The organism is Desulfatiferula olefinivorans (genome assembly GCF_054657895.1).
Genome location: NZ_BAAHXV010000003.1, coordinates 185,884 through 206,223, shown reverse-complemented (window position 1 = coordinate 206,223; position 20,340 = coordinate 185,884). Strand labels below are relative to the sequence as shown.

At 57.8% G+C, this 20,340-nt stretch carries 18 protein-coding genes and 1 riboswitch; of the genes, 8 read left to right on the top strand and 10 right to left on the bottom strand.

The window, feature by feature from the left end; all coding sequences use genetic code 11:
• Nucleotides 1-29 precede the first annotated feature (29 nt).
• From ACYQ11_RS04075 to ACYQ11_RS04035, 9 genes are all read right to left on the bottom strand, one after another.
• The gene (locus ACYQ11_RS04075; protein WP_459922469.1) at nucleotides 30-881 is read right to left on the bottom strand and encodes a rhomboid family intramembrane serine protease; all 852 of its coding nucleotides are present in this window, start codon (nucleotides 879-881) and stop codon (nucleotides 30-32) included.
• A 43-nt stretch (nucleotides 882-924) separates the two neighbouring features.
• The gene (gene thiC / locus ACYQ11_RS04070) at nucleotides 925-2,229 is read right to left on the bottom strand and encodes a phosphomethylpyrimidine synthase ThiC (RefSeq protein WP_459922468.1); all 1,305 of its coding nucleotides are present in this window, start codon (nucleotides 2,227-2,229) and stop codon (nucleotides 925-927) included.
• Nucleotides 2,226-2,870: a thiamine phosphate synthase gene (thiE, locus tag ACYQ11_RS04065; protein ID WP_459922467.1), complete on the bottom strand. Its 645-nt coding sequence runs from the start codon at nucleotides 2,868-2,870 to the stop codon at nucleotides 2,226-2,228. The genes thiC and thiE overlap by 4 nt, the downstream gene beginning before the upstream one ends.
• A 31-nt stretch (nucleotides 2,871-2,901) precedes the next feature.
• Nucleotides 2,902-3,513, bottom strand: a complete 612-nt coding sequence (thiF, locus tag ACYQ11_RS04060) for a sulfur carrier protein ThiS adenylyltransferase ThiF (RefSeq protein WP_459922466.1) — start codon at nucleotides 3,511-3,513, stop codon at nucleotides 2,902-2,904.
• Nucleotides 3,500-4,627: a 2-iminoacetate synthase ThiH gene (gene thiH / locus ACYQ11_RS04055; RefSeq protein ID WP_459922465.1), complete on the bottom strand. Its 1,128-nt coding sequence runs from the start codon at nucleotides 4,625-4,627 to the stop codon at nucleotides 3,500-3,502. The genes thiF and thiH overlap by 14 nt, the downstream gene beginning before the upstream one ends.
• Nucleotides 4,628-4,630: 3 nt before the next feature.
• A complete protein-coding gene (locus ACYQ11_RS04050; RefSeq protein ID WP_459922464.1) occupies nucleotides 4,631-5,428 on the bottom strand; it encodes a thiazole synthase in 798 nt (265 codons plus the stop codon).
• A 1-nt stretch (nucleotide 5,429) separates the two neighbouring features.
• Nucleotides 5,430-5,630: a sulfur carrier protein ThiS gene (gene thiS, locus ACYQ11_RS04045; protein ID WP_459922463.1), complete on the bottom strand. Its 201-nt coding sequence runs from the start codon at nucleotides 5,628-5,630 to the stop codon at nucleotides 5,430-5,432.
• Between the two features lie 83 nt (nucleotides 5,631-5,713).
• Nucleotides 5,714-5,818: riboswitch (TPP riboswitch) on the bottom strand.
• Between the two features lie 74 nt (nucleotides 5,819-5,892).
• The gene (locus ACYQ11_RS04040) at nucleotides 5,893-6,930 is read right to left on the bottom strand and encodes a GGDEF domain-containing response regulator (protein WP_459922462.1); all 1,038 of its coding nucleotides are present in this window, start codon (nucleotides 6,928-6,930) and stop codon (nucleotides 5,893-5,895) included.
• Between the two features lie 341 nt (nucleotides 6,931-7,271).
• On the bottom strand, nucleotides 7,272-8,198 hold the full coding sequence (locus ACYQ11_RS04035) for a transposase (RefSeq protein ID WP_459922461.1): 927 nt from the start codon (nucleotides 8,196-8,198) through the stop codon (nucleotides 7,272-7,274).
• A gap of 236 nt (nucleotides 8,199-8,434) precedes the next feature.
• Between ACYQ11_RS04035 and ACYQ11_RS04030 the strand changes: the two genes are divergently transcribed.
• Both ACYQ11_RS04030 and ACYQ11_RS04025 read left to right on the top strand, forming a co-directional pair.
• Complete coding sequence (locus ACYQ11_RS04030) at nucleotides 8,435-9,283, top strand: MBL fold metallo-hydrolase (protein ID WP_459922460.1); 849 nt, start codon at nucleotides 8,435-8,437, stop codon at nucleotides 9,281-9,283.
• 14 nt (nucleotides 9,284-9,297) lie between these two features.
• Entirely contained in the window at nucleotides 9,298-9,876 is a 579-nt protein-coding gene (locus tag ACYQ11_RS04025) for a VOC family protein (RefSeq protein ID WP_459922459.1), read from the top strand.
• A gap of 7 nt (nucleotides 9,877-9,883) precedes the next feature.
• Here the strand turns inward: ACYQ11_RS04025 and ACYQ11_RS04020 are convergent, their stop codons facing one another.
• Nucleotides 9,884-10,375: a DUF1499 domain-containing protein gene (locus ACYQ11_RS04020; protein ID WP_459922458.1), complete on the bottom strand. Its 492-nt coding sequence runs from the start codon at nucleotides 10,373-10,375 to the stop codon at nucleotides 9,884-9,886.
• 238 nt (nucleotides 10,376-10,613) lie between these two features.
• Here ACYQ11_RS04020 and pepN point away from each other — a divergent pair, with 238 nt between their 5' ends.
• The 6 genes from pepN (at nucleotide 10,614) to ACYQ11_RS03990 (ending at nucleotide 20,338) form a co-directional block, all read left to right on the top strand.
• Nucleotides 10,614-13,277 carry an aminopeptidase N gene (pepN, locus tag ACYQ11_RS04015; RefSeq protein WP_459922457.1) on the top strand — a complete coding sequence of 888 codons (2,664 nt, stop codon included), beginning with the start codon at nucleotides 10,614-10,616 and terminating at the stop codon, nucleotides 13,275-13,277.
• A 3-nt stretch (nucleotides 13,278-13,280) separates the two neighbouring features.
• Nucleotides 13,281-14,168: an acyl-CoA thioesterase domain-containing protein gene (locus ACYQ11_RS04010; protein ID WP_459922456.1), complete on the top strand. Its 888-nt coding sequence runs from the start codon at nucleotides 13,281-13,283 to the stop codon at nucleotides 14,166-14,168.
• Between the two features lie 281 nt (nucleotides 14,169-14,449).
• Nucleotides 14,450-15,568 carry an MBL fold metallo-hydrolase gene (locus ACYQ11_RS04005; RefSeq protein WP_459922455.1) on the top strand — a complete coding sequence of 373 codons (1,119 nt, stop codon included), beginning with the start codon at nucleotides 14,450-14,452 and terminating at the stop codon, nucleotides 15,566-15,568.
• A 333-nt stretch (nucleotides 15,569-15,901) separates the two neighbouring features.
• Complete coding sequence (locus ACYQ11_RS04000; RefSeq protein WP_459922454.1) at nucleotides 15,902-17,230, top strand: OmpA family protein; 1,329 nt, start codon at nucleotides 15,902-15,904, stop codon at nucleotides 17,228-17,230.
• Nucleotides 17,231-17,265: 35 nt separating this feature from the next.
• A complete protein-coding gene (locus tag ACYQ11_RS03995) occupies nucleotides 17,266-17,988 on the top strand; it encodes a DUF481 domain-containing protein (protein WP_459922453.1) in 723 nt (240 codons plus the stop codon).
• A 367-nt stretch (nucleotides 17,989-18,355) separates the two neighbouring features.
• Complete coding sequence (locus tag ACYQ11_RS03990; RefSeq protein WP_459922452.1) at nucleotides 18,356-20,338, top strand: peptidase U32 family protein; 1,983 nt, start codon at nucleotides 18,356-18,358, stop codon at nucleotides 20,336-20,338.
• The last annotated feature ends 2 nt before the right edge of the window (nucleotides 20,339-20,340 follow it).

Below are 20,340 nucleotides of genomic sequence, written 5' to 3'. Positions count from 1 at the left end.
TGGATGTTAGAATAAACGCTCCGCCCTGATCACGCGCCGCGTAAGAATGTGTACAGCCCTGCATGGATCAGGGCCCACACCAGCACGAGAATCGTCCCCCCCGCGCAAAGAAAGGCCAATGTCTTGTGAACGGATTTTTCCTTGAGGATATCATTGTATCCCAAAAGCCGTCCCAGGATGATCCCCCCCAAAATTCCGCCGCCGTGGCCCCAGTTGTTGATACCAGGCACAAGAAAACCGAATAAAAACAGACTGATCACCCAGCCGGAAATCTGCTTGTACACGGCCTGACCATAGAGCCCGCCCCGGCTTTTCCCGAAATAAAGCAGGGAACCCACCAGGGAGCAGACCGCCGCCGAAGCGCCGATGGTAAACGTCACTCCGGCCGCGTAGGATACGGCAAAGCCGGCGATGCCGCCCAGGGTGTAGAGAATCACCATCCGGTAAGGGCCGTATTCCCGGGCCACCAGGGGGGTCAGCTGCCAGAACATCAGCATGTTGAACAGGATATGCAAAACGCTGCCGTGGAGGTAGTTGGCTGAAAGCAGGGTCCACCAGAGTCCAAAGGTATTGATCGGATAGGTTCCCGTGGCACCCAGAAGGATCAGGCTTTCGGACGAGGGCGACAGGGTCTCCAGAGGATTCATGGAAAACCCGATGCCCGGCCCGCTGACCAGAAGGGAGATCACATACATGACGGCATTGATCCAGATAACGGCGAGGGTCACCTGACGGGCATCGGCCATGTTTCGGATCACCGGATTGTTTTTCAGGGCCGACCCAGGGCGCAGCATGCTGCAATAGGGGCAGATCCGCTCATCGGCGCTGATCAGTTTCCGGCAGTTGGGGCAGAGAATCGAATTCCGTTTCACCTGTTTCATGAACAAGGTTCCTGATTGATTGAAGGCGGTTTGGGGCCGGTCATCAGTCGCTTAACTGAATGTTCTTGCCCTCGTGGACCCGGTTGACGTTTCGCACCGCGCACATCTTGCCGCACATGGTGCAGCTGTCCTCGTGTTCGGGTTTGGAGCTTTCACGGTAGCGCCTCGCCTTTTCCGGGTCAATAGAAAGTTCGATCATTTTCTCCCAGTCAAGCTTCGAGCGGGCCTCGCTCATGGCGTTGTCCCAGTCCCGTGCCCCGGGCAGGTTTTTGGCGATGTCCGCCGCATGGGCCGCGATGCGCGAGGCCATGATCCCCTCTTTCATGTCGTCGGCCGTGGGCAGCCGCAGATGTTCGGCCGGGGTCACGTAGCAGAGAAAATCCGCCCCGGCGGCGGCGGCGATGGCTCCGCCGATGGCACTGGTGATGTGATCGTAACCCGGCGCCACATCGGTGACCAGCGGGCCGAGCACGTAAAAAGGCGCCCCGTGGCAGAGGCGTTTTTCAAGCATCATGTTGCCGGCGATCTCGCTCATGGCCATATGGCCCGGGCCTTCGATCATCACCTGGATATTCCGTTCCCAGGCCCGTTTGGTCAGCTCGCCCAGCACGATCAGTTCCTCGACCTGGGCGGCGTCGGTGGAATCGGCCAGTCCTCCGGGACGGCAGCCGTCCCCCAGACTCAGGGTCAGGTCGTAGCGTTCACAGATATCCAGAAGCCGGTCAAAATGCTCATAAAACGGATTTTCCGCCTGGTTGAGGTGCATCCAGGCATAAAGCAGGGACCCGCCCCGGGACACAATGCCCATCAGACGTTTGTTGTTCCTTACCTTTTCCGCGGTCTGCCGGTTCAGGCCCGCATGGATGGTCACGAAATCCACCCCGTCTTCGGCGTGGGTTTCCACCACCTTGAAAAATTCATCCACGGTGATATCTTTCAGATCTTTTTCATAGAACCCCACGGCGTCGTAAATCGGCACGGTGCCGATCATGGCCGGGGACATGGCCAGCAACGCCTGCCGAAACTCCCGGGTCTTGCCGAAACAACTCAGATCCATGACGGCTTCGGCCTTGAGATCGACGGCGAGTTTCGCCTTGGCAAGTTCCATGGACACATCACAGCAGTCCTTGGAAATTCCCAGATTGACGTTGATCTTGGTCCGCAGACCCTCGCCCACCCCCTCGGGATCCAGGTTTTTGTGATTTTTGTTGGCCGGAATAATCACCCGGCCCCGGGCCATCAGGTCCATCAGCCGTTCCGGAGCCATCTTTTCCTTGGCCGCCACGATTTTCATTTGCTCGGTCAGAACGCCTTTTCTGGCCGCGTCCATCTGGGTGGTATAGGTCATGATTGTCTTCCTTTAGTCATCGTGTTCCGGATGGTCCGGATCATCGTTCCAATGTCATCGGCGCCCACGATCTCGGTGATCATGGCCAGACAGCCCGCCCCGCGCCGCACCAGGGTTTCCGCATTGTGTGCCTTGATGCCGCCGATGGCCACAAAGGGCAGATCGATTTCGGACACCACAAAATCCAGATAGTCGAAACCCACCGGGTCCACCACATCCTTCTTGGTACCGGTTTTGAAAATCGGTCCCACACCGATGTAATCCGCGCCCAGGCGAACGGCTTCCCGTGCCTGATCGGGCGTGTGGGTGGACAGCCCGATGACCATCTCCCCGCCGGTCAGATCCCGGATCACGGGAACCGGCAGGTCGTCCTGGCCCACATGGATGCCGTCGGCCGACACGGCCATGGCAAGATCCACGTAATCGTTGATGATGAAACACACCCCGGCGTCTGCGGTCATGGTTCGCAGTATCACACATTCCCGGTACATGGAAAGCCTTGATTTGTCCTTTTCCCGGTACTGGATGGTGCGCACCCCGGCCTCGATGGCCTGGCGCATCACCTCGATGTTCGAGCGGCCTTTTGAAAAGGCCTCCCCGGTCAGACAATAGATATCCGTATTGCATGGTTGTTTTTTCATAGTGTACTCCCTTGCTTGGGTTCTGTCGTGTTCAGGCCCGTCCCGTCACCACCCGGAAGACCACCTCGGCCTGCTTGGCCGCCGTGATGCCCGTGCGGAACGAAAGGGGAGGACAGGTGTCGGTCACCGCGCTTTTGAAATCCCCCACCATATAAAAATCGGGCCGGATTTGCCGTGTGACAACGGCATCGGAACTATCAAAACCACCCAGGCCCGAGGCGGCCACCAGCACCTTGTTGCGGCCGAGGGCATACTCCACCAGCATGGTCTTGCCGTCCACCCCGTCCAGGGCCTCCACGATCACATCACAGTCGACAAACAGATGGTCCAGGTTTCCCGGCCCGATCCGGACGACCTCACATTTCAGATCAAGATCCGGATTGATGCGCAAAAGGTTGTCGGCCAGCATCAAGACCTTGGATTGCCCGATCTGGTCGTCGAAAAAAAACTGCCGGTTCAGATTGGAGGCGTCCACGACATCATCGTCGACCAGAGTCAGTTTCCGGAACCCGCTTCGGACCAGATGGAGGGCGGCATTGGACCCCAGGCCCCCGGCTCCGGCCAGCCCCACCCGCACGGCGCGGACCTTGTCAAGGTCTTCCGCGCAAAGATAACGCAGCAGCCCCGACTCAAACACATTCATGATCCATCTGCCCCAACGCCTGCCAGTCCTTGTACACCGGCTGATAACCGGAAGTTTCCAGAAAACGCGCCATGTCCGCCACGGACCGTTCGTCTGAGATCTCGAACTGGCCCGTATTCTGATCCTCCTGGGTATGCCCGCCCACCACGGTGGTGGAGCCGGCCGACATCCGGGTGACGCCCAGGGGCAGGATATGGTTCCTGAACCGTTCGTCTTCCCGGGTGGAGATGGTGATGCCCGCCCGGGGCATGTAAAGGCGCAGGGCCAGAATGCTCTGGACCAGGGTGATATCGTCCACCGGATGGTCGGGTTCAAAGCTGCCCGCGTGAGGACGCATGCGGGGAAACGAGACACTGATCTCCGCGTCCGGATACTGTTTTTGAAGATAGGCGGCGTGAATGCCTGTGTAAAAGCTTTCCCGATCCGGCCGGTCAAGCCCCAGCAGGGCCCCGATGTTCACCGAACGCATCCGGGCCTTTAAGGCCCGCTCAGGGGTATCGATCCGGAACCGGTAATTTTTTTTCGGTCCCTTCACATGCAGCCGGTCATAAAGGGCTTCGTTGTAGGTTTCCTGATACACGGTCACGGCATCCACCCCGACCTGGTTCAATTCCCGGTACGCCTCGGTCTCCATCGGATAAATCTCGATGGCGATAGAGGTGAAATACCGTGAAAGAATAGCGACGCATCCTTTCAGATAATCCATGGACGCATGGGTGCGGGATTCGCCGGTCAGAATCAGGATATGCTTGAGGCCCGTTTCCGCAATGCGGCGGGCCTCGATCTCGATCTCATCAAACGTCAGATGTTTGCGGGCGATTCGGTTGGTCGCGTTGAACCCGCAGTACATGCACTGGTTTTCGCAGTAATTGGAGACGTACATGGGAGTGAACAGCACCATGACCCGTCCGAACTGGGCCACGGTCTGACGGTGGGCCCGCCCAGCCATGGGTTCGAGAAACGCCCGGGCCGAAGGTGACAAAAGGGTCAGATAATCCCATTCATCAAGCCGGGTTTTGGAAAGCACCCGACGTACATCCTCCGGTCCCACGGCGTTAAGCCGCTGGTCGATCAGGCTCTGGGACCATGTTTTGAACACATCATAAAAACCCATCGGTCAGCGTGCCTCCTCGTAAAGGAAACCCGTCAGGGGGGACGAGGCTGAGGCCCGCTCCCGTTCGGCACCCGGTCCGGCCAGAAAGGCCCGCCTGCCTGCCCTGACCGCCTCACCGAAAGCGGCACCCATGGCTGCCGGATCGGCGGCGCTTGCAATGGCCGTGTTGACCAGACAGGCCGCAGCCCCCATTTCCATGGCTTCACAAGCCTGGGACGGCCGCCCGATGCCGGCATCCACGATAATGGGCAAATCGATTTCCTCGATCAGAATGCGGATCATCTCTTTTGTTTTCAGTCCCCGGTTGCTTCCGATGGGTGATCCCAGGGGCATGACCGCCGCCGCCCCGGCGGACACCAGGGAGCGGGCCACCATCAGGTCCGGATTGATGTAAGGCAGCACCACAAAGCCTTCGGCCGCCAGGATTTCCGTGGCTTTAACCGTTTCATAGCCGTCGGGCAGAAGGTAGATGTTGTCTGATATCACCTCGATCTTGATCCAGTTTCCACAGCCCGCGGCCCGGGCCAGCCGGGCGATACGGACCGCCTCATCGGCGTTCCTGGCCCCGGAGGTGTTGGGCAGAAGGGTCACGTGTTTCGGGATATGTTTCATCACATTGTCGGTCGTCGACTGGAAATCCACCCGCCGCAGAGCCACGGTGATCACCTGGGCACCCGACTGGTCGATGATCCGGGGAATCAGGGTATCAGCCGTATACTTGCCCGTTCCTGTAAAAAGCCGACTGGTCAGGGCCGTGCCCCCGATCACCAGCACATCGTCTGCCAACGCCTGCCTGCTCATCTCATCCTCCTCCAACAAATCTCAGTATTTCCAGCGTGTCGCCATCCATGAGCCTCACCGTTGCGTAATCGTCCTTCATCACGATCAGAAGGTTCCGCTCCACCACCACCTCCGACGGAGAAAGGTTCCGGGCCGCCAGATAATCCAGAAGGCTCGGTCCTTCGTCAAGATCTTCGTATTCACCGTTTACACAGATGCGCATGGGAGCATGTCCTTTACCAAGCCTCTTAGCAGGCTTCGGGCAAAAAAAAAGCTTGCCCGAAGGCAAGCTCGATAAACAAAAACAATGTCGTCTCAGTGCTTCCCTACGGCAGTATGATCTGCATCAGGTTCAAAGGGTTGGATTTCTCCGTCTCAGTCCCGACATGCGGGACACCCCCAGCGTATGTTCAGCCACTATAAGAAATCGACCGGACGATGTAAAGATGAAAATAAAATACGTTAAGGGGGAATGGGAAGAGAGGCTATTCCGCTTGATCGGCTTGATCGGACCGATAAAAGATATAACGGTTTCGACCTTGTTTTTTGGCCTCATACAAGGCCTTGTCAGCGGAAGCGATCAGGGATTCCAAGGTGGTGTCCCCGCCGGGAACCCGGCAGGCGATCCCCATGCTGAAGGTCACCCGGGAGCCCACATTGGACCCGGAATGCTTGATCTTCAGCTCATCGACCCGATATCGCATGCGCTGGGCAATGGCCTCCGCACCCTTGACATCCGTGTCAGGCAAAAGAGCGATGAATTCTTCCCCGCCGTATCGGGCAACGAGATCCCCGGGGCGGTTCAGACTCTTTTTCAAGGCACGGGCGACCATCTTCAGACACTTGTCCCCATGCTGGTGCCCGTAAATATCATTATATGATTTGAAATAATCGATATCGATCATGTAAAGGGTGACGCAGGTCTTGTTCCGCTTCGCCACGTTCACTTCACGACGACCGAAGGATTCAAAATTTCTTCGGTTTGAAATGCCGGTCAAACCGTCAATGGTCGCCAGCTCTTTCAAAAGCTTGTTCGCCGTTTGAAGCTTGCTGTTGGACTCTTCAAGCAGCGTGGTCATCCGCATCAGGTCTTTTTCACGGGCTTTACGTTCCTCAATTTCCTTTTTCAGGTTAATGGCGGAATTCACCCGGGGGATGAGTTCAATCTTATTGTCAAGGGGCTTGCTGATATAATCGGACACACCGGCTTCAAAGGCCATGAGCATTTTTTCCATGCTCACCGTCTCCGTCACCGCGATCAGAGGAATATCCTTGAGCCTCGGAATGGATTTGATTTTTTTGCAGGCCTCAAGACCCTTGTTCCCCTCCATAAAAATATCGATGATGATGAGCCCGTAGGTTTTACTCAGCATATCCTTTGCGCCGCCCACACCCAGCAACTTGAACGCTTTGGATATCGAGTCGACACTGAACAGATCGAAATGCCCCCCCAGATTCAGAAGAAACCTAAGCTGTTCCAGATCTTCCGGTGAGTTATCGATAATCAGAATATTCATTTTCATTCAATGATTCTTTCCATGAAAACCAGGCCGGAATCCGCTCGTTCCCATCCTATCGGCCAATCCGAACCCCAACTTTAATCCCTCAAAAGGGACATACAAATTATTCACCACGACAAAGCCGGTCAAAATCGATGACCAACATCGGCCATGATGATCATTAAAGAAACCGCTATGATGGAGTTACACCTCCCCACTGCGATGAAATCATACTTTTTTCAGTCCAAAAACCGTTGAAGCGCGAGTTTTTTTCCGAAGATGCCAACCCGAAGAAACAGCTTGGCCTTTCCATTGGGTCGTTTACAAATGGATGATTAAAGCTGGAGTCTTTAATAGCGATGTGGTCAGGACGACAGACGTTTGAGGGAATAAAGGCCCTCCAACCCCTTGATAGGCTTGGGCTTTTTTTCATGCCTGGACTGAAAGACATGCTTGAACTGCTGATAATACTCGGCCACAAAGGCCCGGCTTCCGATGATGCCGCTATCGGTGAAATAACGGGTCCGATTGATGAACCGGTCGGTTCGAGTGGGTTCGAAGTTCCGCTCACGTTCTTTATCGACAATGACTTTGTCGATGACCTTTTTGCTTTTCCCGTCTGATCGGGTTATCGACCCGGCTTCATAGACAAAGCGACGATAACGGCGGAATCGCTCCGTCTCGTCCATCTCACCGAATTCCACCAGGCCAAAGTCCGTGGAAAGAAAGCCATCCCGGTTGCCGGTCTGGCTGTGGTAGCCCAGCGAGCACCAGCGGTAATCTTCGGGCCGCTTGACGATACCCGCCCGGATGGCGTTCAGGTCGATGTAGGCCAGGCAATTAATCAGGGTTTCCCCTCGTTCGACGATCACGCTCTTGAACCGCTCACCCCAGAGGGTTCCTTTCCGTCCCCTGGTTTTGTTGTAATAGCGGGAAAAGGTCTGTTTCACATCCCGAACGAATTCGGAGAGATTTGACCATTTTTCCCGGAAGTGATCGATACGGCCCACCGGAAACACCGCATCGGCACCGTATTTGATCTTGAAACGGGCTTCGATGTCCGCATCGGAAAAATTCCGTTCGGGCAGCATGCGGACCAGGATGTGTACATGGTTGTCCATGACGGCGAAGCCGAGAACGTCCGCAAAATAGATCCGGGCAAACCATTTCAAAATTGAAACGAACCGGTCTTTTTCCACCGGGCCAAAGGGAAAACCGTCAAGGGCCGTGCGGGAAATCACATGATATACGCTCTTTTGATCCGAACTGAGCATCCGGGTAGTTCGTGGCATGATGAGGTACCCTCCTGTGTGATGAAGGCAAGATTATGTAAACATCGGATTGAACCTATCAGAAGAAATACGGCAATGTAAAGAGATAAAATGTATAATTTGCATGTCCCTTTTCTACCTTTTCTACCTTTTATGATCGAGGCAATTTGATATTTTTTTAGCTCCGTTTCTGTGATACCTGTGAGCTTTCGGGATTGATGACGACCTGCTTCGTTCGCTTCGTGGAGAACCGCGCCATGACACTGCTCAAAAAACATTTCCATATCAAAGACTTCGGACCCGTCACCGGATACAACGCCGGGGTGAGCATAGCGGGTCCGCCCATCATGACGGCCTGGTGTTTCAGGCTGGGAGAGGCGCTCTTCGACACGGGCATCCGCCATTTGCGCAAGGCCATAGTAGAGAGTCAGGAAGCCGATCCCCCGGAGCTGATCTTTGTCACCCACCATCACGAGGACCACAGCGGCAATGCCGGCGAATTGAAAGAGCGCTTCGGAAGCCGGGTTCTTGGTCATCCGGACACGGCGGCCATCCTGAAACACCGTTTCCGCATCCGGCCCTATCAGCATCTGGTCTGGGGGAAAAGCGAGCCCGTGGAGGTGACGCCTTACCCTGAGCAGATCGACACCGGCGGCTTCCGGATCAGGCCCGTTCACACCCCGGGGCACAGTCACGATCACACCGTGTACCTTGAGGAAAACCACGGTTTTCTTTTCTCAGGCGACCTGTTTCTGGGGGAAAGAATCAAGTTTTTCCGGGCCGACGAATGCCTGGAAGACCAGATCCGTTCGCTCCGAAAGGTTCTGGCCCTCGACTTCGACACCCTGTTCTGCGCCCACCGGCCCACGCTGACCGGGGGAAAAAAGGCCATGGCCGCCAAACTGAATTTTCTGCTGGATTTTTACGGGACCGTCAAAGACCGTTTTGATCAGGGCCAGGACTTCCGGGCCATCCTCCGGACCCTGGATCCGAGAAACGACCGGCTGGTCAAATACATCACCCTGAACAACGCCTGCTTCGCCCACATGGTCCGCTCGGCCCTCGCCCTGGCCGAACGGGAACGGGCCTGTGGGCCCTTGGTCTGAAATAAAGGAGACGCATGATCATTTCACGCATCGACCACGTGTCCATCGCCGTCCGCGATGAGGAAAAGGCCCGGGACTTCTTCGAACGCCTGCTGGGGGCAACACCCGGCGCGGGGGCCCGGGACGATCACATGAAGTACCGCTGGCAGATGTTTTCCCTGGGCGATCTGAGCCGTCTGGAAATTCTGGGGGCCACGGACAAAGGCAGCTTTCTCGATCCCTTCCTTTCCGATCGTCAGGGCGGGGTCCATCACATCACCCTACAGACCCCGGATATTCAAACGGCCATGGAAACTCTGGACCGTGAAGCCATCCCCTACTTCGGTTACAACGAATACAAGGAGGCCTACTGGAAGGAGCTGTTCATTCATCCCCGACACGCGTTCGGGGTGCTGATCCAGATCGCCGAGTTCAACGCAGATGACTGGCTGGCCCCCCGGGTCCGAATGGCCCCGGGCGAATCGTTCCGTCTGACCCCAACCGACAGCGGCTGCACCCTGTCCCTCTCCCACCCCGGCGGCGGGACCGTGACCCGGGACCTCTCCCGGGAGGACATGGCCCGGCTGATCGCCGAACTGAAGGCCATTATTTAAGGACGCATCATTCCCCGTCCCCGGTCTCTTCCGGAAGAAAAGGCAGTTTGACGTCACGGATTTTCTCATTGAACCGGGCCCGGATCCATTCCAGGCGTTTGCGGTTGGCTCCGAAATCCCAGTACCCTCCCCGTGAGGCCGAACGGATAAAAATCACCGGTTCGTTGGGGAAATACAATTCCACATCGGCCTCCACATCGCCGCCGCCGTCAAGGCATTCCAGCCGGAAATACAGGGGCGTTTCCTCGATGATCGTGCATCCCTCCATGGCCGTTACGACCTCCCGAAGCACGCCAAAGGCCACCTCCTGATCCGTGGCGTAGGGAATGGGATAAATATAGTGTTTGGGATCCAAGGGATTGCTGACCACGCAATTGGGTTTTTTCGGACAAGGCACCAGGCAGCCGGCCTTGACACCCAGGTCGGTGGGACGGATGTCCTTGCTGCTGCATGCCGTAAGCGCCAGAACGAAAAACACAGGCAGCACGAATCGTTTCATCGGGTATCTCCTTGCCAAACAAGACGGTTCACATTATCATGGTCACATTTTTCAATTCGGATGATGGGACGTCGGCCCAAGCTGTGATCCATGACCATAAATGAATCACGTGGGCCATGCAATCGTTTTTTTGGCGACAGGGGCACCCGGCCTGGCACCTTGATCTTTTCCAGATCATGGTTAGGATAGGAGTTTTACGGACCGTCATCTGAATCATCGACACGCGGAGATTTCCTTCATGAAAAAAAACCTGGTGAAATACCTGAAACATTACCAGCCCCCATCGTATTTGGTGGATCGCATCCACCTCGATGTGGACCTGTACGACGACCACGCCCTGATTGGCTCGCTCATGGATATCCGTCGGAATCCGGATCACGGAGACACCGGCGGCGACCTCAACCTGGACGGCCGCGACCTTGAACTGATCGCCATCTCCCTGGACGGCCAGTCCCTGGGTGCCGACGATTACACGCTCCGGGACGAGGTTTTGACCCTCACCGCCCCACCCCCCTGTTTTACCCTGGCGATCACAACCCGGATCAGGCCCCGGAACAACACCGCCCTCGAGGGTCTCTACATGGCCGGAAACACCTTCATCACCCAGTGTGAGGCCGAGGGATTCCGGCGCATCACCTTTTTCCCGGACCGACCCGATGTGATGAGCCGCTTTTCCTGCACCATTACGGCGGACAGAAACACATACCCGGTCCTTCTGTCCAACGGCAACTGTGTGGGCACGGACATCCTGGACGGCAACCGACACCGGGTGATGTGGGAGGACCCCTTTCCCAAGCCCTGTTATCTGTTCGCCCTGGTGGCGGGCGACCTGGCCTGCGTGGAAGACCGTTTCACCACCGCCGAGGGGCGGACGGTGGCCCTGAAGTTCTATGTGGACCACGGCGACGAGGACAAGTGCGGTCACGCCGTTGAATCCCTCAAAAAAGCCATGGCCTGGGACGAGAAGGTCTACGGCGTCAGCTACGATCTGGACGTCTACATGGTGGTGGCCACCCACGCCTTCAACGCCGGGGCCATGGAAAACAAGGGGCTGAACGTCTTCAACTCCAAATACGTGCTGGCCCGGCCCGACACCGCCACGGATTCGGATTACCAGAACATCGAAGGCGTCATCGCCCATGAGTATTTCCACAACTGGACCGGCAACCGCGTGACCCTCAACAGCTGGTTCCAATTGAGCCTCAAGGAGGGGCTCACGGTATTCCGCGACCAGGAATTTTCCGCGGATATGGGTTCCCGGGCCATCAAGCGCATCACCGACGTCCGGACCCTGAGGGCAAGCCAGTTCCCCGAGGACACAGGCCCCATGGCCCATCCCATCCGGCCCGAGGCCTACATCGAGATGAACAACTTCTACACGGCCACGGTCTACAACAAGGGGGCCGAAGTGATCCGGATGATCCATACCCTCACAGGTCCCTCGGATTTCCGCAGGGGCATGGATCTCTACTTCAAACGGTTCGACGGCAAGGCCGTGACCACCGAGGATTTTGTGAAAGCCATGGAAGACGCCTCGGGCATGGACCTGTCCCAGTTCCGGCTCTGGTATTCCCAGGCCGGAACCCCCGAAATAACCATCGAGAAACAGTTTGACAAAACGGCCGCACAGTTCATCCTGACCGTCACCCAGACAATTCCCGACACCCCCGGCCAGAGTGGGAAAAAGCCCATGCTGATTCCCATGACGCTTTGCCTGCTCGACTCAAACGGCCGGGCCCTGCCCCTGATCCTCGACGGCGAATCGAAATCCGATGCCCGCGTTGAACGCACCCTGCCCCTGACCCGGGCCCGGCAGACCTTTCGCTTCACCGGCATCACCGACGAACCGGTACCCTCGCTGTTCCGGGGTTTTTCCGCTCCGGTCACCGTGACGTCCACGGCAGGCCTCGACGACCTGATGTTTTTGATGGCCCGCGATTCGGATGCCTTCAACCGGTGGGACGCGTCCCAGAGTCTGTTCACGCGGACCATCGCGGCGCTGATCGACGACCGGAAGCACGGCCGCCCCATGGCCCTGTCCCCGGACCTCGTCTCAGCCGTGGCGCAGACCCTCACCGATTCCCGGGCCGACAAGGCCCTGATCGCCCAGATTCTCAACATTCCCAGTGAAACCGAACTGGGGGACCGCATGGGGTTCATCGATGTGGAGGGCATCCACGCGGCCCGTGAGTTTCTTCTCGACACCCTTTCCAAAAAGCTTCATGACCTGTTCCGCGATTGTGTCGAGAACAACAGGGAGACGGGGCCCTACGCCATCGACAGCGCATCCGTGGCCCGGCGGAAGCTGAAAAACACGGCCCTGTCCTACCTGGCCCGGTCGCTTGACGACAGCGCCGCCAGATTGTTTGACGAGTACCGGTCCGCCGCCAACATGACCGACGCCCTTTCCGCCCTGAGCCTGATCGCCGACCAGGATCATGAACTGAAAACCCGGGCCATGGAGGATTTTTACAACCGTTTCCGGACCGACACGCTGGTGCTGGACAAATGGTTCGCCGTCCAGGCCGCCTCCGCCTGCCCCAACACCCTGGACACCGTCATCGCCCTCACGACTCACCCGGCCTTTTCCAGGGAAAACCCCAACAAGGTCCGGGCCCTGATCGGCACCTTCGCCCATGGAAATTTCGTTCATTTCCATGCCCCGGACGGCCGGGGCTACCGATTTGTCGCCGACCAGGTGATACGTCAGGACAACATCAACAGCAGCATCGCGGCCCGGATCGTCACCGCGTTCAACAAATGGGACCGCCTGGATCAAAAACGGCAGACCCTGATGAAGCAGGAACTGGAAAGGATTTCAACGACCTCGGGGCTGTCCAAGGCGGTGTATGAAATTGTCAGCAAAGCACTTCAGATATCTTCGACCCCTGAAAGGACATGACCCATGACCCCATCCGCACAGGCTACAGCGTCTGACACGGTATTGAGAGAACTGCTGGACCTTTTGAAGCTCGAAAAAATTGAGGAAACCATTTTCAGAGGACGGAGCCAGGATCTGGGATTCGGCAACATTTTCGGCGGCCAGGTGCTGGGGCAGTCTCTGTCGGCGGCCTCCCAGACCGTGGACCCGACCCGGTCGGTCCACAGCCTCCACGGCTATTTTCTCTGGCCCGGTGATCCGACACTGCCCATCGTGTACAGCGTCGACTGCATCCGGGACGGCAAAAGCTTCACCACCCGGCGGGTTGTGGCCATCCAGAACGGCCGTCCGATTTTCTCCATGGCCGCGTCCTTCCATCTGCGGGAGCCCGGATTCGAGCACCGGGCGGACATGCCCCCGGCCCCGGACCCGGAGGGCCTGATGTCCGAACTGGAGATGGCCCGGATGATCAAGGACAAAATCCCCGAGCCGCTCCGTACCAAACTGACCTGCGACCGGCCCATCGAAATCCGCAGGGTCAATCCGGTCAACCCCTTCAAGCCGGACAAACGGCCGCCCCATCACCAGACCTGGTTCCGGTCTGTGGGTCCGCTGCCCGACGATCCGGCCGTCCACACCTACCTTCTGGCCTACGCCTCGGACTTCAACCTGGCTACCACCAGCCTGCTGCCCCACGCCCATACGTTCTTCGAACCAAAGATGCAGGTGGCCAGCATGGACCACGCCATCTGGTTTCACCGGGATTTCCGTGTCGACGACTGGCTGCTCTACGCCATGGAAAGCCCCAGCGCCTCCCACGGCCTGGGCATGAACCGGGGCATGGTCTTCACCAAAGACGGCCTTCTGGTCGCCACCATGGCCCAGGAAAGCCTGATAAGGTATCGGCCCTGAGGGTCTGTCAAAAAATAACATGGCTATATTGCGCACAGATTTGGGTCAGATTTTGTTGTGGTGATTGAGCAAAACCACAGGCGTAGCCCGAGCTACGTCGAGGATTTTGCGATTGAGCCACAACGAAAGATGGCCCGAAGCCGGGATGCAAGATGGTCGGGTTCTTTTTTTACAGGCCCTAAGGCTGCAAGCATCAATACCCCTTGCCTGGATAGCATTGTTTTGTTATCACCCCAAGACGGTTTGAATGGTGTGATTACCCGTGAAGGGGGAGGAAGGGCATGACCCGCGATGATATTCTGAAACAAATCGAAGCACGGGGGATCCGAATGTTCTCGGACACCGACCGGCTGAACCGGGCCAGTTCGGCGGCCAACACCTGTCTATTTGCAATCGGAGACACCCTCTACGTCCTAGATCCGGCCTTCGGGGCCAGGCGACGCAAGGAGCTTCGCCCTTATCTTCAAACAGACGGCCCCCTCCATGTCCTGTGCTCCCACTACCACAACGACCACTGCGCCAACAACGGCTGGGCGGCCGGGCGGGGGTCCCGCATCTACTACCATCACTGGGTCCGGACCCGGATTCATTATTTGCGGACCAACGGCACCGGACAGATCCTCACCATGGCCAGGGAAATGGAACTTCCCGACATGCTCAGGCGGTTTAGGATGTTTCCCGGCTGGATGGTCCGGGGAATGCTTCTTTCATCCAGACTCTCCCGGCTGTTCCCCGCCGCCGCGTTGTTTGCGGTCAGTTATCTTTACTCGCTGAACAGCGTGGGCCTGATCCGGCCGGGCCGTTCCCGGGCCGTCTACCTGACACCCGAAGCCAGAGAATCCATCGACCTTGATCACACGACGATCACCGGGTGGCGCATCGATGACGGCCTTTTCGCCATGGAAGCCCCCGGCCATTCCGAAGATCACCTGGTGTATTACCTGAAAGACCAAAAGGCCCTGTTCGCCGGAGACGCCCTGAATTTTCTCAATGCCAACGACATCCAGTACGGGGATGTCGTAAAGATCGATCAGACCTTTGACCGGCTTCATGATTTCGTCACCAAAGAAGGCGTGGACGTCCTGTTCCAGGGCCATTACTACCCCCTGTTCGGAACCGACGCCATCGCCGGGCACATCGATACCATCCGGCATCAGCACAAGCACGTTCATGAGGCAGCCCGGTCCGTCATCGCATCCTTTGACAGGCCTTTCGGCTTTGACGAGGCCCTGTCCGCCCTTCTCAGCCATCCGTCTGACCTGGTTCAATACCTGGCCCGGATCACCTTTCCACGCTCCACCCTGGTATTTCTCGATGTCTACCTGCTCCATACGATAAAATCCCTGGGGTATGTCAGGGGAAAGGACCGTCTGTGGCGGCGTCCGGATGTTTGTGACTAACCCCTTGAACAGAAACCTTATTTCCTGTATAGTTCTGCCCATGTAACAAACATGGCCGCAGCGTCCCGCGACTCCGAACCGCGACTCCGAAAAACAAGCAATCCTTTATTGATGAACTCGCAAAACGTCGTCACATGACGGCAAAGAAAAACGTTCGAGTTCAATGCGTCGCGAATCCCGAGGAATGAGGCGTACTTAAGGTACGCCGCAGTGACGAGGGATGACGCGTAACGCAGATATCGGACGTTTTACGAAGCCGTCTTTATTGAAACCCACCATGACCGGAACACCCGGTCATGGTTCTTTTATTACTTACAAACGGAGGTACATCCAATGAAAGGCATTTTGATGCATGTGACCGTCACGGTTTTGTCATTGGTGTTGTTCGCACCCGCGGCATTCTGCGGCCCCGCAGCCGGGGAAGTTTTTTTATCCCCCATGATCGGCGGCCACGTGTTCGAAGGCAATCAGGATCCCTTCCACGGCGATGAAGAACTCGACCACGCCATGACCTTCGGCCTGGGCCTGGGCTACCAGTTCACCAAATGCCTGGGAACGGAACTGTTCGTGAACATGACCCCCACCGAGGCCGATCCCGGCGATGTGGACGTGGACGTCTATCCGGCCCGGCTCGACCTGTTCTACAACCTCACGCCGGACAAGTCCCTGGTGCCCTATGTGGCTGCAGGGCTCGGCACCGTGACCTTCAGCAACAGCGACGTGGAGAACGACACCGATTTCATGGTCAACTACGGTGCCGGCCTGAAATACTACCTGACCGAAACCATCGCCCTCCGGGCCGATGTCCGTCACCTGATCTCCTTCACCGACACCCAGAGCAACCTGCTTTACACCGTGGGCATGGTGGTCGGCTTCGGCGGCGACCGGGACAAAGCCGCCCCCGCCGACGAACCGAAACAGGAAGTAAAACCTGCGCCCGCTCCGGTGGTCGAAGCGGACAGTGACGGCGACGGCGTGGCCGATTCCAAAGATGCCTGTGCCGGAACGCCCAAAGGCGTGACTGTGGACAGCAAAGGCTGTCCGGTGGACAGCGACGGCGACGGCGTGACCGATGACAAAGACACCTGCCCCGGCACCGAACAAGGCGTGACCGTTGATGATAACGGATGCCCCGTGGCGGCGGCAACCGTCGAAACCGACCGTGACGGCGACGGCGTCGCCGATTCCAAAGACACCTGCGCCGATACGCCCAAGGGTGTGGCCGTCGATGAAAACGGCTGCCCGGTTGACACCGACAAGGACGGCATCAGCGATGACAAGGACGCCTGCCCCGGCACGCCCATCGGCGCCACGGTCAATGCCCGGGGCTGCTGGAGCATCAAGGATCTTCGTTTCGAAACCGGCAAAACCACCATCATGGCCGAGTCGCTTCCCAACCTCGATGAGGTCGTGACCGTTCTTGAAAACAACCCCGACATGAAACTCGAAGTCCAGGGCTACACCGACAATCGCGGTTCCGCCGCATTCAACAAGAGCCTGTCCGAAAAACGGGCCGGGGCAGTGATGGACTACATCGTCTCCAAGGGCATTGCCGCCGAGCGCATCAGCGCAAAAGGTTACGGCATCGAAAGTCCGGTGGCCACCAACGACACCGCCGAAGGCCGGGCCCTGAACCGTCGTGTTGAACTGAAACCCATGTAACCGGCATTCGCCATATGAAAGGAATGAAACGTATCATGAAAAACAGATGGATCTGGCTGGTATTGGTTCTATCGCTCTGCGCCGCCCCGCTTCATGCGGAAGACAAAACCGTCAAAAACGAGGCCGAGCTTTCCTATGTCGACACCAGCGGCAACACGGAAACCACGACGCTCAAAGCCAAGAACACCCTGACCTGGGCCGCCACGGAAAAACTCAACGTCCTGTGGCTGATCAGCGCCCTGTACGGTGAAAGTGATGACGTGAGAAACGCCGAGCAGTACGCCACCGAACTCCGGGCCGATTACCTGTTGACCGAGCATTTCTATTCGTCCCTGCTCGCCGGGTGGCTCCAGGATAAATTCGCCGGTATCGAGAACAAGTATTACGTCGGTCCCGCCTGCGGTTATATCTTTCTCAACGGTCCCAAGCATTTTTTCAAATCCGAGGTCGGTGTCAATTATGTGGATGAAGAATACATCGACGACACCACCGAGGATTTTTTTCAGGGAAACGCTCTGGCGCAGTATGAATACGCCTTTACCGAAAAAAACAAATTCACCCAGACCGTGAAATACGCCGTGGATCTTGAAGACGGCGAGGAATACCAGGCCAACTCCGAAACCGCGCTGGTCTGTTCCCTGACCGACATGGTCTCTCTGAAAACCGCCTACGAAGTCAAATACGTCAACCACCCCGTCCCCCGCTCCCTGGACCGGACGGACACCATTTTTTCAACGACCCTGATCATCAACTACTGATCCGGCCCAAACGCCGCCCCCACCCCTGGGGGCGGCGTTTTTCATCCTTACATGCCGGGGCATGCCGCACGGCAACACTCCTGTGGGCATCCCATGTCACCACAGAAAAGAGCCGGGGCTCTTTTCCTTCATGCTCTTCGTGGGCTTCGTGGTCAATGCATTCAACCACCCGGTCGCTGCGCTCCCTGAAGAACACAAAGAGCACGAAGGAAGCATGGCTTGTCACAGCCCGGCACCACCATCGTGAACGTGCTCGTAAACGTGAACGGCATGAATCCATGAGGACCATATGTTTTAATGATCAGACATGCGATTGCCCTGAAGAAAACCGTTTCTCCGCCTTCGGGATTATGATACCCTGATCGGCATGACTGATACCTCACATACCCCGAAAATACTGGCTCCGGCCGGAAACAAGGCCTCGTTTCTGGCGGCGGTTGCGGCCGGCGCCGATGCCGTGTACTGCGGCCTCAAACTCTTTTCCGCCCGGATGGAGGCGGACAACTTCGGCACCGAGGAACTGGCCGCCCTGACAACGCTGGCCCACCGTCGGGGTATCGAGGTCTACGTGGCCCTCAATTCCATATTGAAGCCCTCCGATGTGGACAAGGCCGTCAATCTGGTGGACAAACTGGTTCGCCATGTGAAACCCGACGCTCTGATCGTCGCGGATCCGGCCTTCGGGACCATCGCCAGGCAGGCGGGTTTCACCGGCCAACTTCATCTGTCCACCCTGGCCAACCTGAGCTTCCCCAGGGGACTGGCTCTCGTCCATGACCGACTGGGCTTTTCACGAACCGTGGTGCCCCGGGAACTTTCTGTCGACGAAATCAAACAGATGGCCGACGCCTGTCCCCAGGGCATGGACCTCGAAGTCTTCATCCACGGCGCCCTGTGTTACGGCATTTCCGGCCGCTGTTACTGGAGCAGTTTTCTCGGGGGCAAAAGCAGCGTCCGCGGCCGCTGTGTCCAGCCCTGCCGGCGGATGTACAGCCAGGGCCCTGACCGGAAACGGTTCTTCTCCTGCCGGGATCTGAGCCTCGATGTGCTGGTCAAGGTGCTTCGGACCATCCCCCAGGTCTCGACCTGGAAAATCGAAGGGCGGAAAAAAGGCCCCCACTACGTGTACTACACGGTCACGGCCTACCGGATGCTCCGGGACCAGGGGCAGGATCCCCAGGCCAAGAAAACGGCTTTGGGCCTGCTTGGCCAGGCGCTCGGCCGGCCGGCCGGCCATTACAACTTTCTCAGCCAGAGGCCGCAAAATCCCGTGGACACCGGCATCCAGACCGGATCCGGCCTCCTGGTGGGGCAGCTCAAGGGGCCCTCACACGCCCCCTTCCTCGTTCCCCGATTCGACCTTCTGGCAGGCGATCTGCTGCGTATCGGCTATGAGGATGCCGAGGGGCATGCCGTCTGGAAGGTATTCCAATCCATCCCCAAAAAAGGGCGCCTCACCCTGACGTTCAAGGACCGACGAACGCCTGCCAAGGACAGCCCGGTCTTTCTGATCGACCGACGGGAAAAGGAACTCGATCGTCTGCTCCGGGATCTGGACCAGGAACTTTCCACCATCCCGTCCGAGACGGTGACCCCGTCGGAGAGCCGGCTCGTTTTGCCGCCGACACCCCGAAAAAAAGCACGGGGCAAGGCTCCCGTCACGGAATACCGTGTCATGCGCCGGGCCCCCAAACGGATTCAGGCCGGTGACGGTCTCTGGCTGGATGACGATACGCTGGATGCGGTCCCGGGCAAACTGGGCTCGTCCTGCAGGTGGTGGCTGCCGCCGGTCATCTGGCCTGAAGACGAGGATCTTTGGACCGGACGCATCGCGCGTGCTTTGAAAAAAGGGGGCAGGCAGTTTGTCCTCAACGCGCCCTGGCAGATCGTTTTTTTCCCGAAACCCGACTCCCTGGACCTCTGGGCCGGGCCGTTCTGCAACATCACCAACGGCATCGCCGTCCAGACTCTGGCCGACCTGGGCTTCAAAGGGGTATTCGCCGGCCCCGAACTTGCCCGGGACGATTTCCTGGAACTGGCCGCCCAGAGCCCCCTGCCCCTGGGTCTGGTACTCAGCGGGCCCATGCCCCTGGCGATTTCACGAACCCTTTCGACGGACCTGAAACCCTTTGTCCCCTTTAAAAGCCCCAAAGGCGAAGAGGCCTGGGCCGCCCGCCAGGGCTCGGAGGTATGGGTCTATCCCAACTGGATTCTGGATCTGTCCGCCAAAAAGGACGAGCTCATCCGGGCGGGTTACAGCCTGTTCGCCCACATGAACGACGAGGTCCCCGGACCGGTGACCATGCGCAAACGTCCCGGAACCTGGAACTGGGACCTGAAACTGTTGTAAGA

Bases quoted from the DNA above. Each gene is read 5' to 3' on its own strand.
- ACYQ11_RS04075 (WP_459922469.1), bottom strand. From the start codon at position 881: ATGAAACAGGTGAAACGGAATTCGATTCTCTGCCCCAACTGCCGGAAA.
- thiC (WP_459922468.1), bottom strand. From the start codon at position 2,229: ATGACCTATACCACCCAGATGGACGCGGCCAGAAAAGGCGTTCTGACC.
- thiE (WP_459922467.1), bottom strand. From the start codon at position 2,870: ATGAAAAAACAACCATGCAATACGGATATCTATTGTCTGACCGGGGAG.
- thiF (WP_459922466.1), bottom strand. From the start codon at position 3,513: ATGAATGTGTTTGAGTCGGGGCTGCTGCGTTATCTTTGCGCGGAAGAC.
- thiH (WP_459922465.1), bottom strand. From the start codon at position 4,627: ATGGGTTTTTATGATGTGTTCAAAACATGGTCCCAGAGCCTGATCGAC.
- ACYQ11_RS04050 (WP_459922464.1), bottom strand. From the start codon at position 5,428: ATGAGCAGGCAGGCGTTGGCAGACGATGTGCTGGTGATCGGGGGCACG.
- thiS (WP_459922463.1), bottom strand. From the start codon at position 5,630: ATGCGCATCTGTGTAAACGGTGAATACGAAGATCTTGACGAAGGACCG.
- ACYQ11_RS04040 (WP_459922462.1), bottom strand. From the start codon at position 6,930: ATGAAAATGAATATTCTGATTATCGATAACTCACCGGAAGATCTGGAA.
- ACYQ11_RS04035 (WP_459922461.1), bottom strand. From the start codon at position 8,198: ATGCCACGAACTACCCGGATGCTCAGTTCGGATCAAAAGAGCGTATAT.
- ACYQ11_RS04030 (WP_459922460.1), top strand. From the start codon at position 8,435: ATGACACTGCTCAAAAAACATTTCCATATCAAAGACTTCGGACCCGTC.
- ACYQ11_RS04025 (WP_459922459.1), top strand. From the start codon at position 9,298: ATGATCATTTCACGCATCGACCACGTGTCCATCGCCGTCCGCGATGAG.
- ACYQ11_RS04020 (WP_459922458.1), bottom strand. From the start codon at position 10,375: ATGAAACGATTCGTGCTGCCTGTGTTTTTCGTTCTGGCGCTTACGGCA.
- pepN (WP_459922457.1), top strand. From the start codon at position 10,614: ATGAAAAAAAACCTGGTGAAATACCTGAAACATTACCAGCCCCCATCG.
- ACYQ11_RS04010 (WP_459922456.1), top strand. From the start codon at position 13,281: ATGACCCCATCCGCACAGGCTACAGCGTCTGACACGGTATTGAGAGAA.
- ACYQ11_RS04005 (WP_459922455.1), top strand. From the start codon at position 14,450: ATGACCCGCGATGATATTCTGAAACAAATCGAAGCACGGGGGATCCGA.
- ACYQ11_RS04000 (WP_459922454.1), top strand. From the start codon at position 15,902: ATGAAAGGCATTTTGATGCATGTGACCGTCACGGTTTTGTCATTGGTG.
- ACYQ11_RS03995 (WP_459922453.1), top strand. From the start codon at position 17,266: ATGAAAAACAGATGGATCTGGCTGGTATTGGTTCTATCGCTCTGCGCC.
- ACYQ11_RS03990 (WP_459922452.1), top strand. From the start codon at position 18,356: ATGACTGATACCTCACATACCCCGAAAATACTGGCTCCGGCCGGAAAC.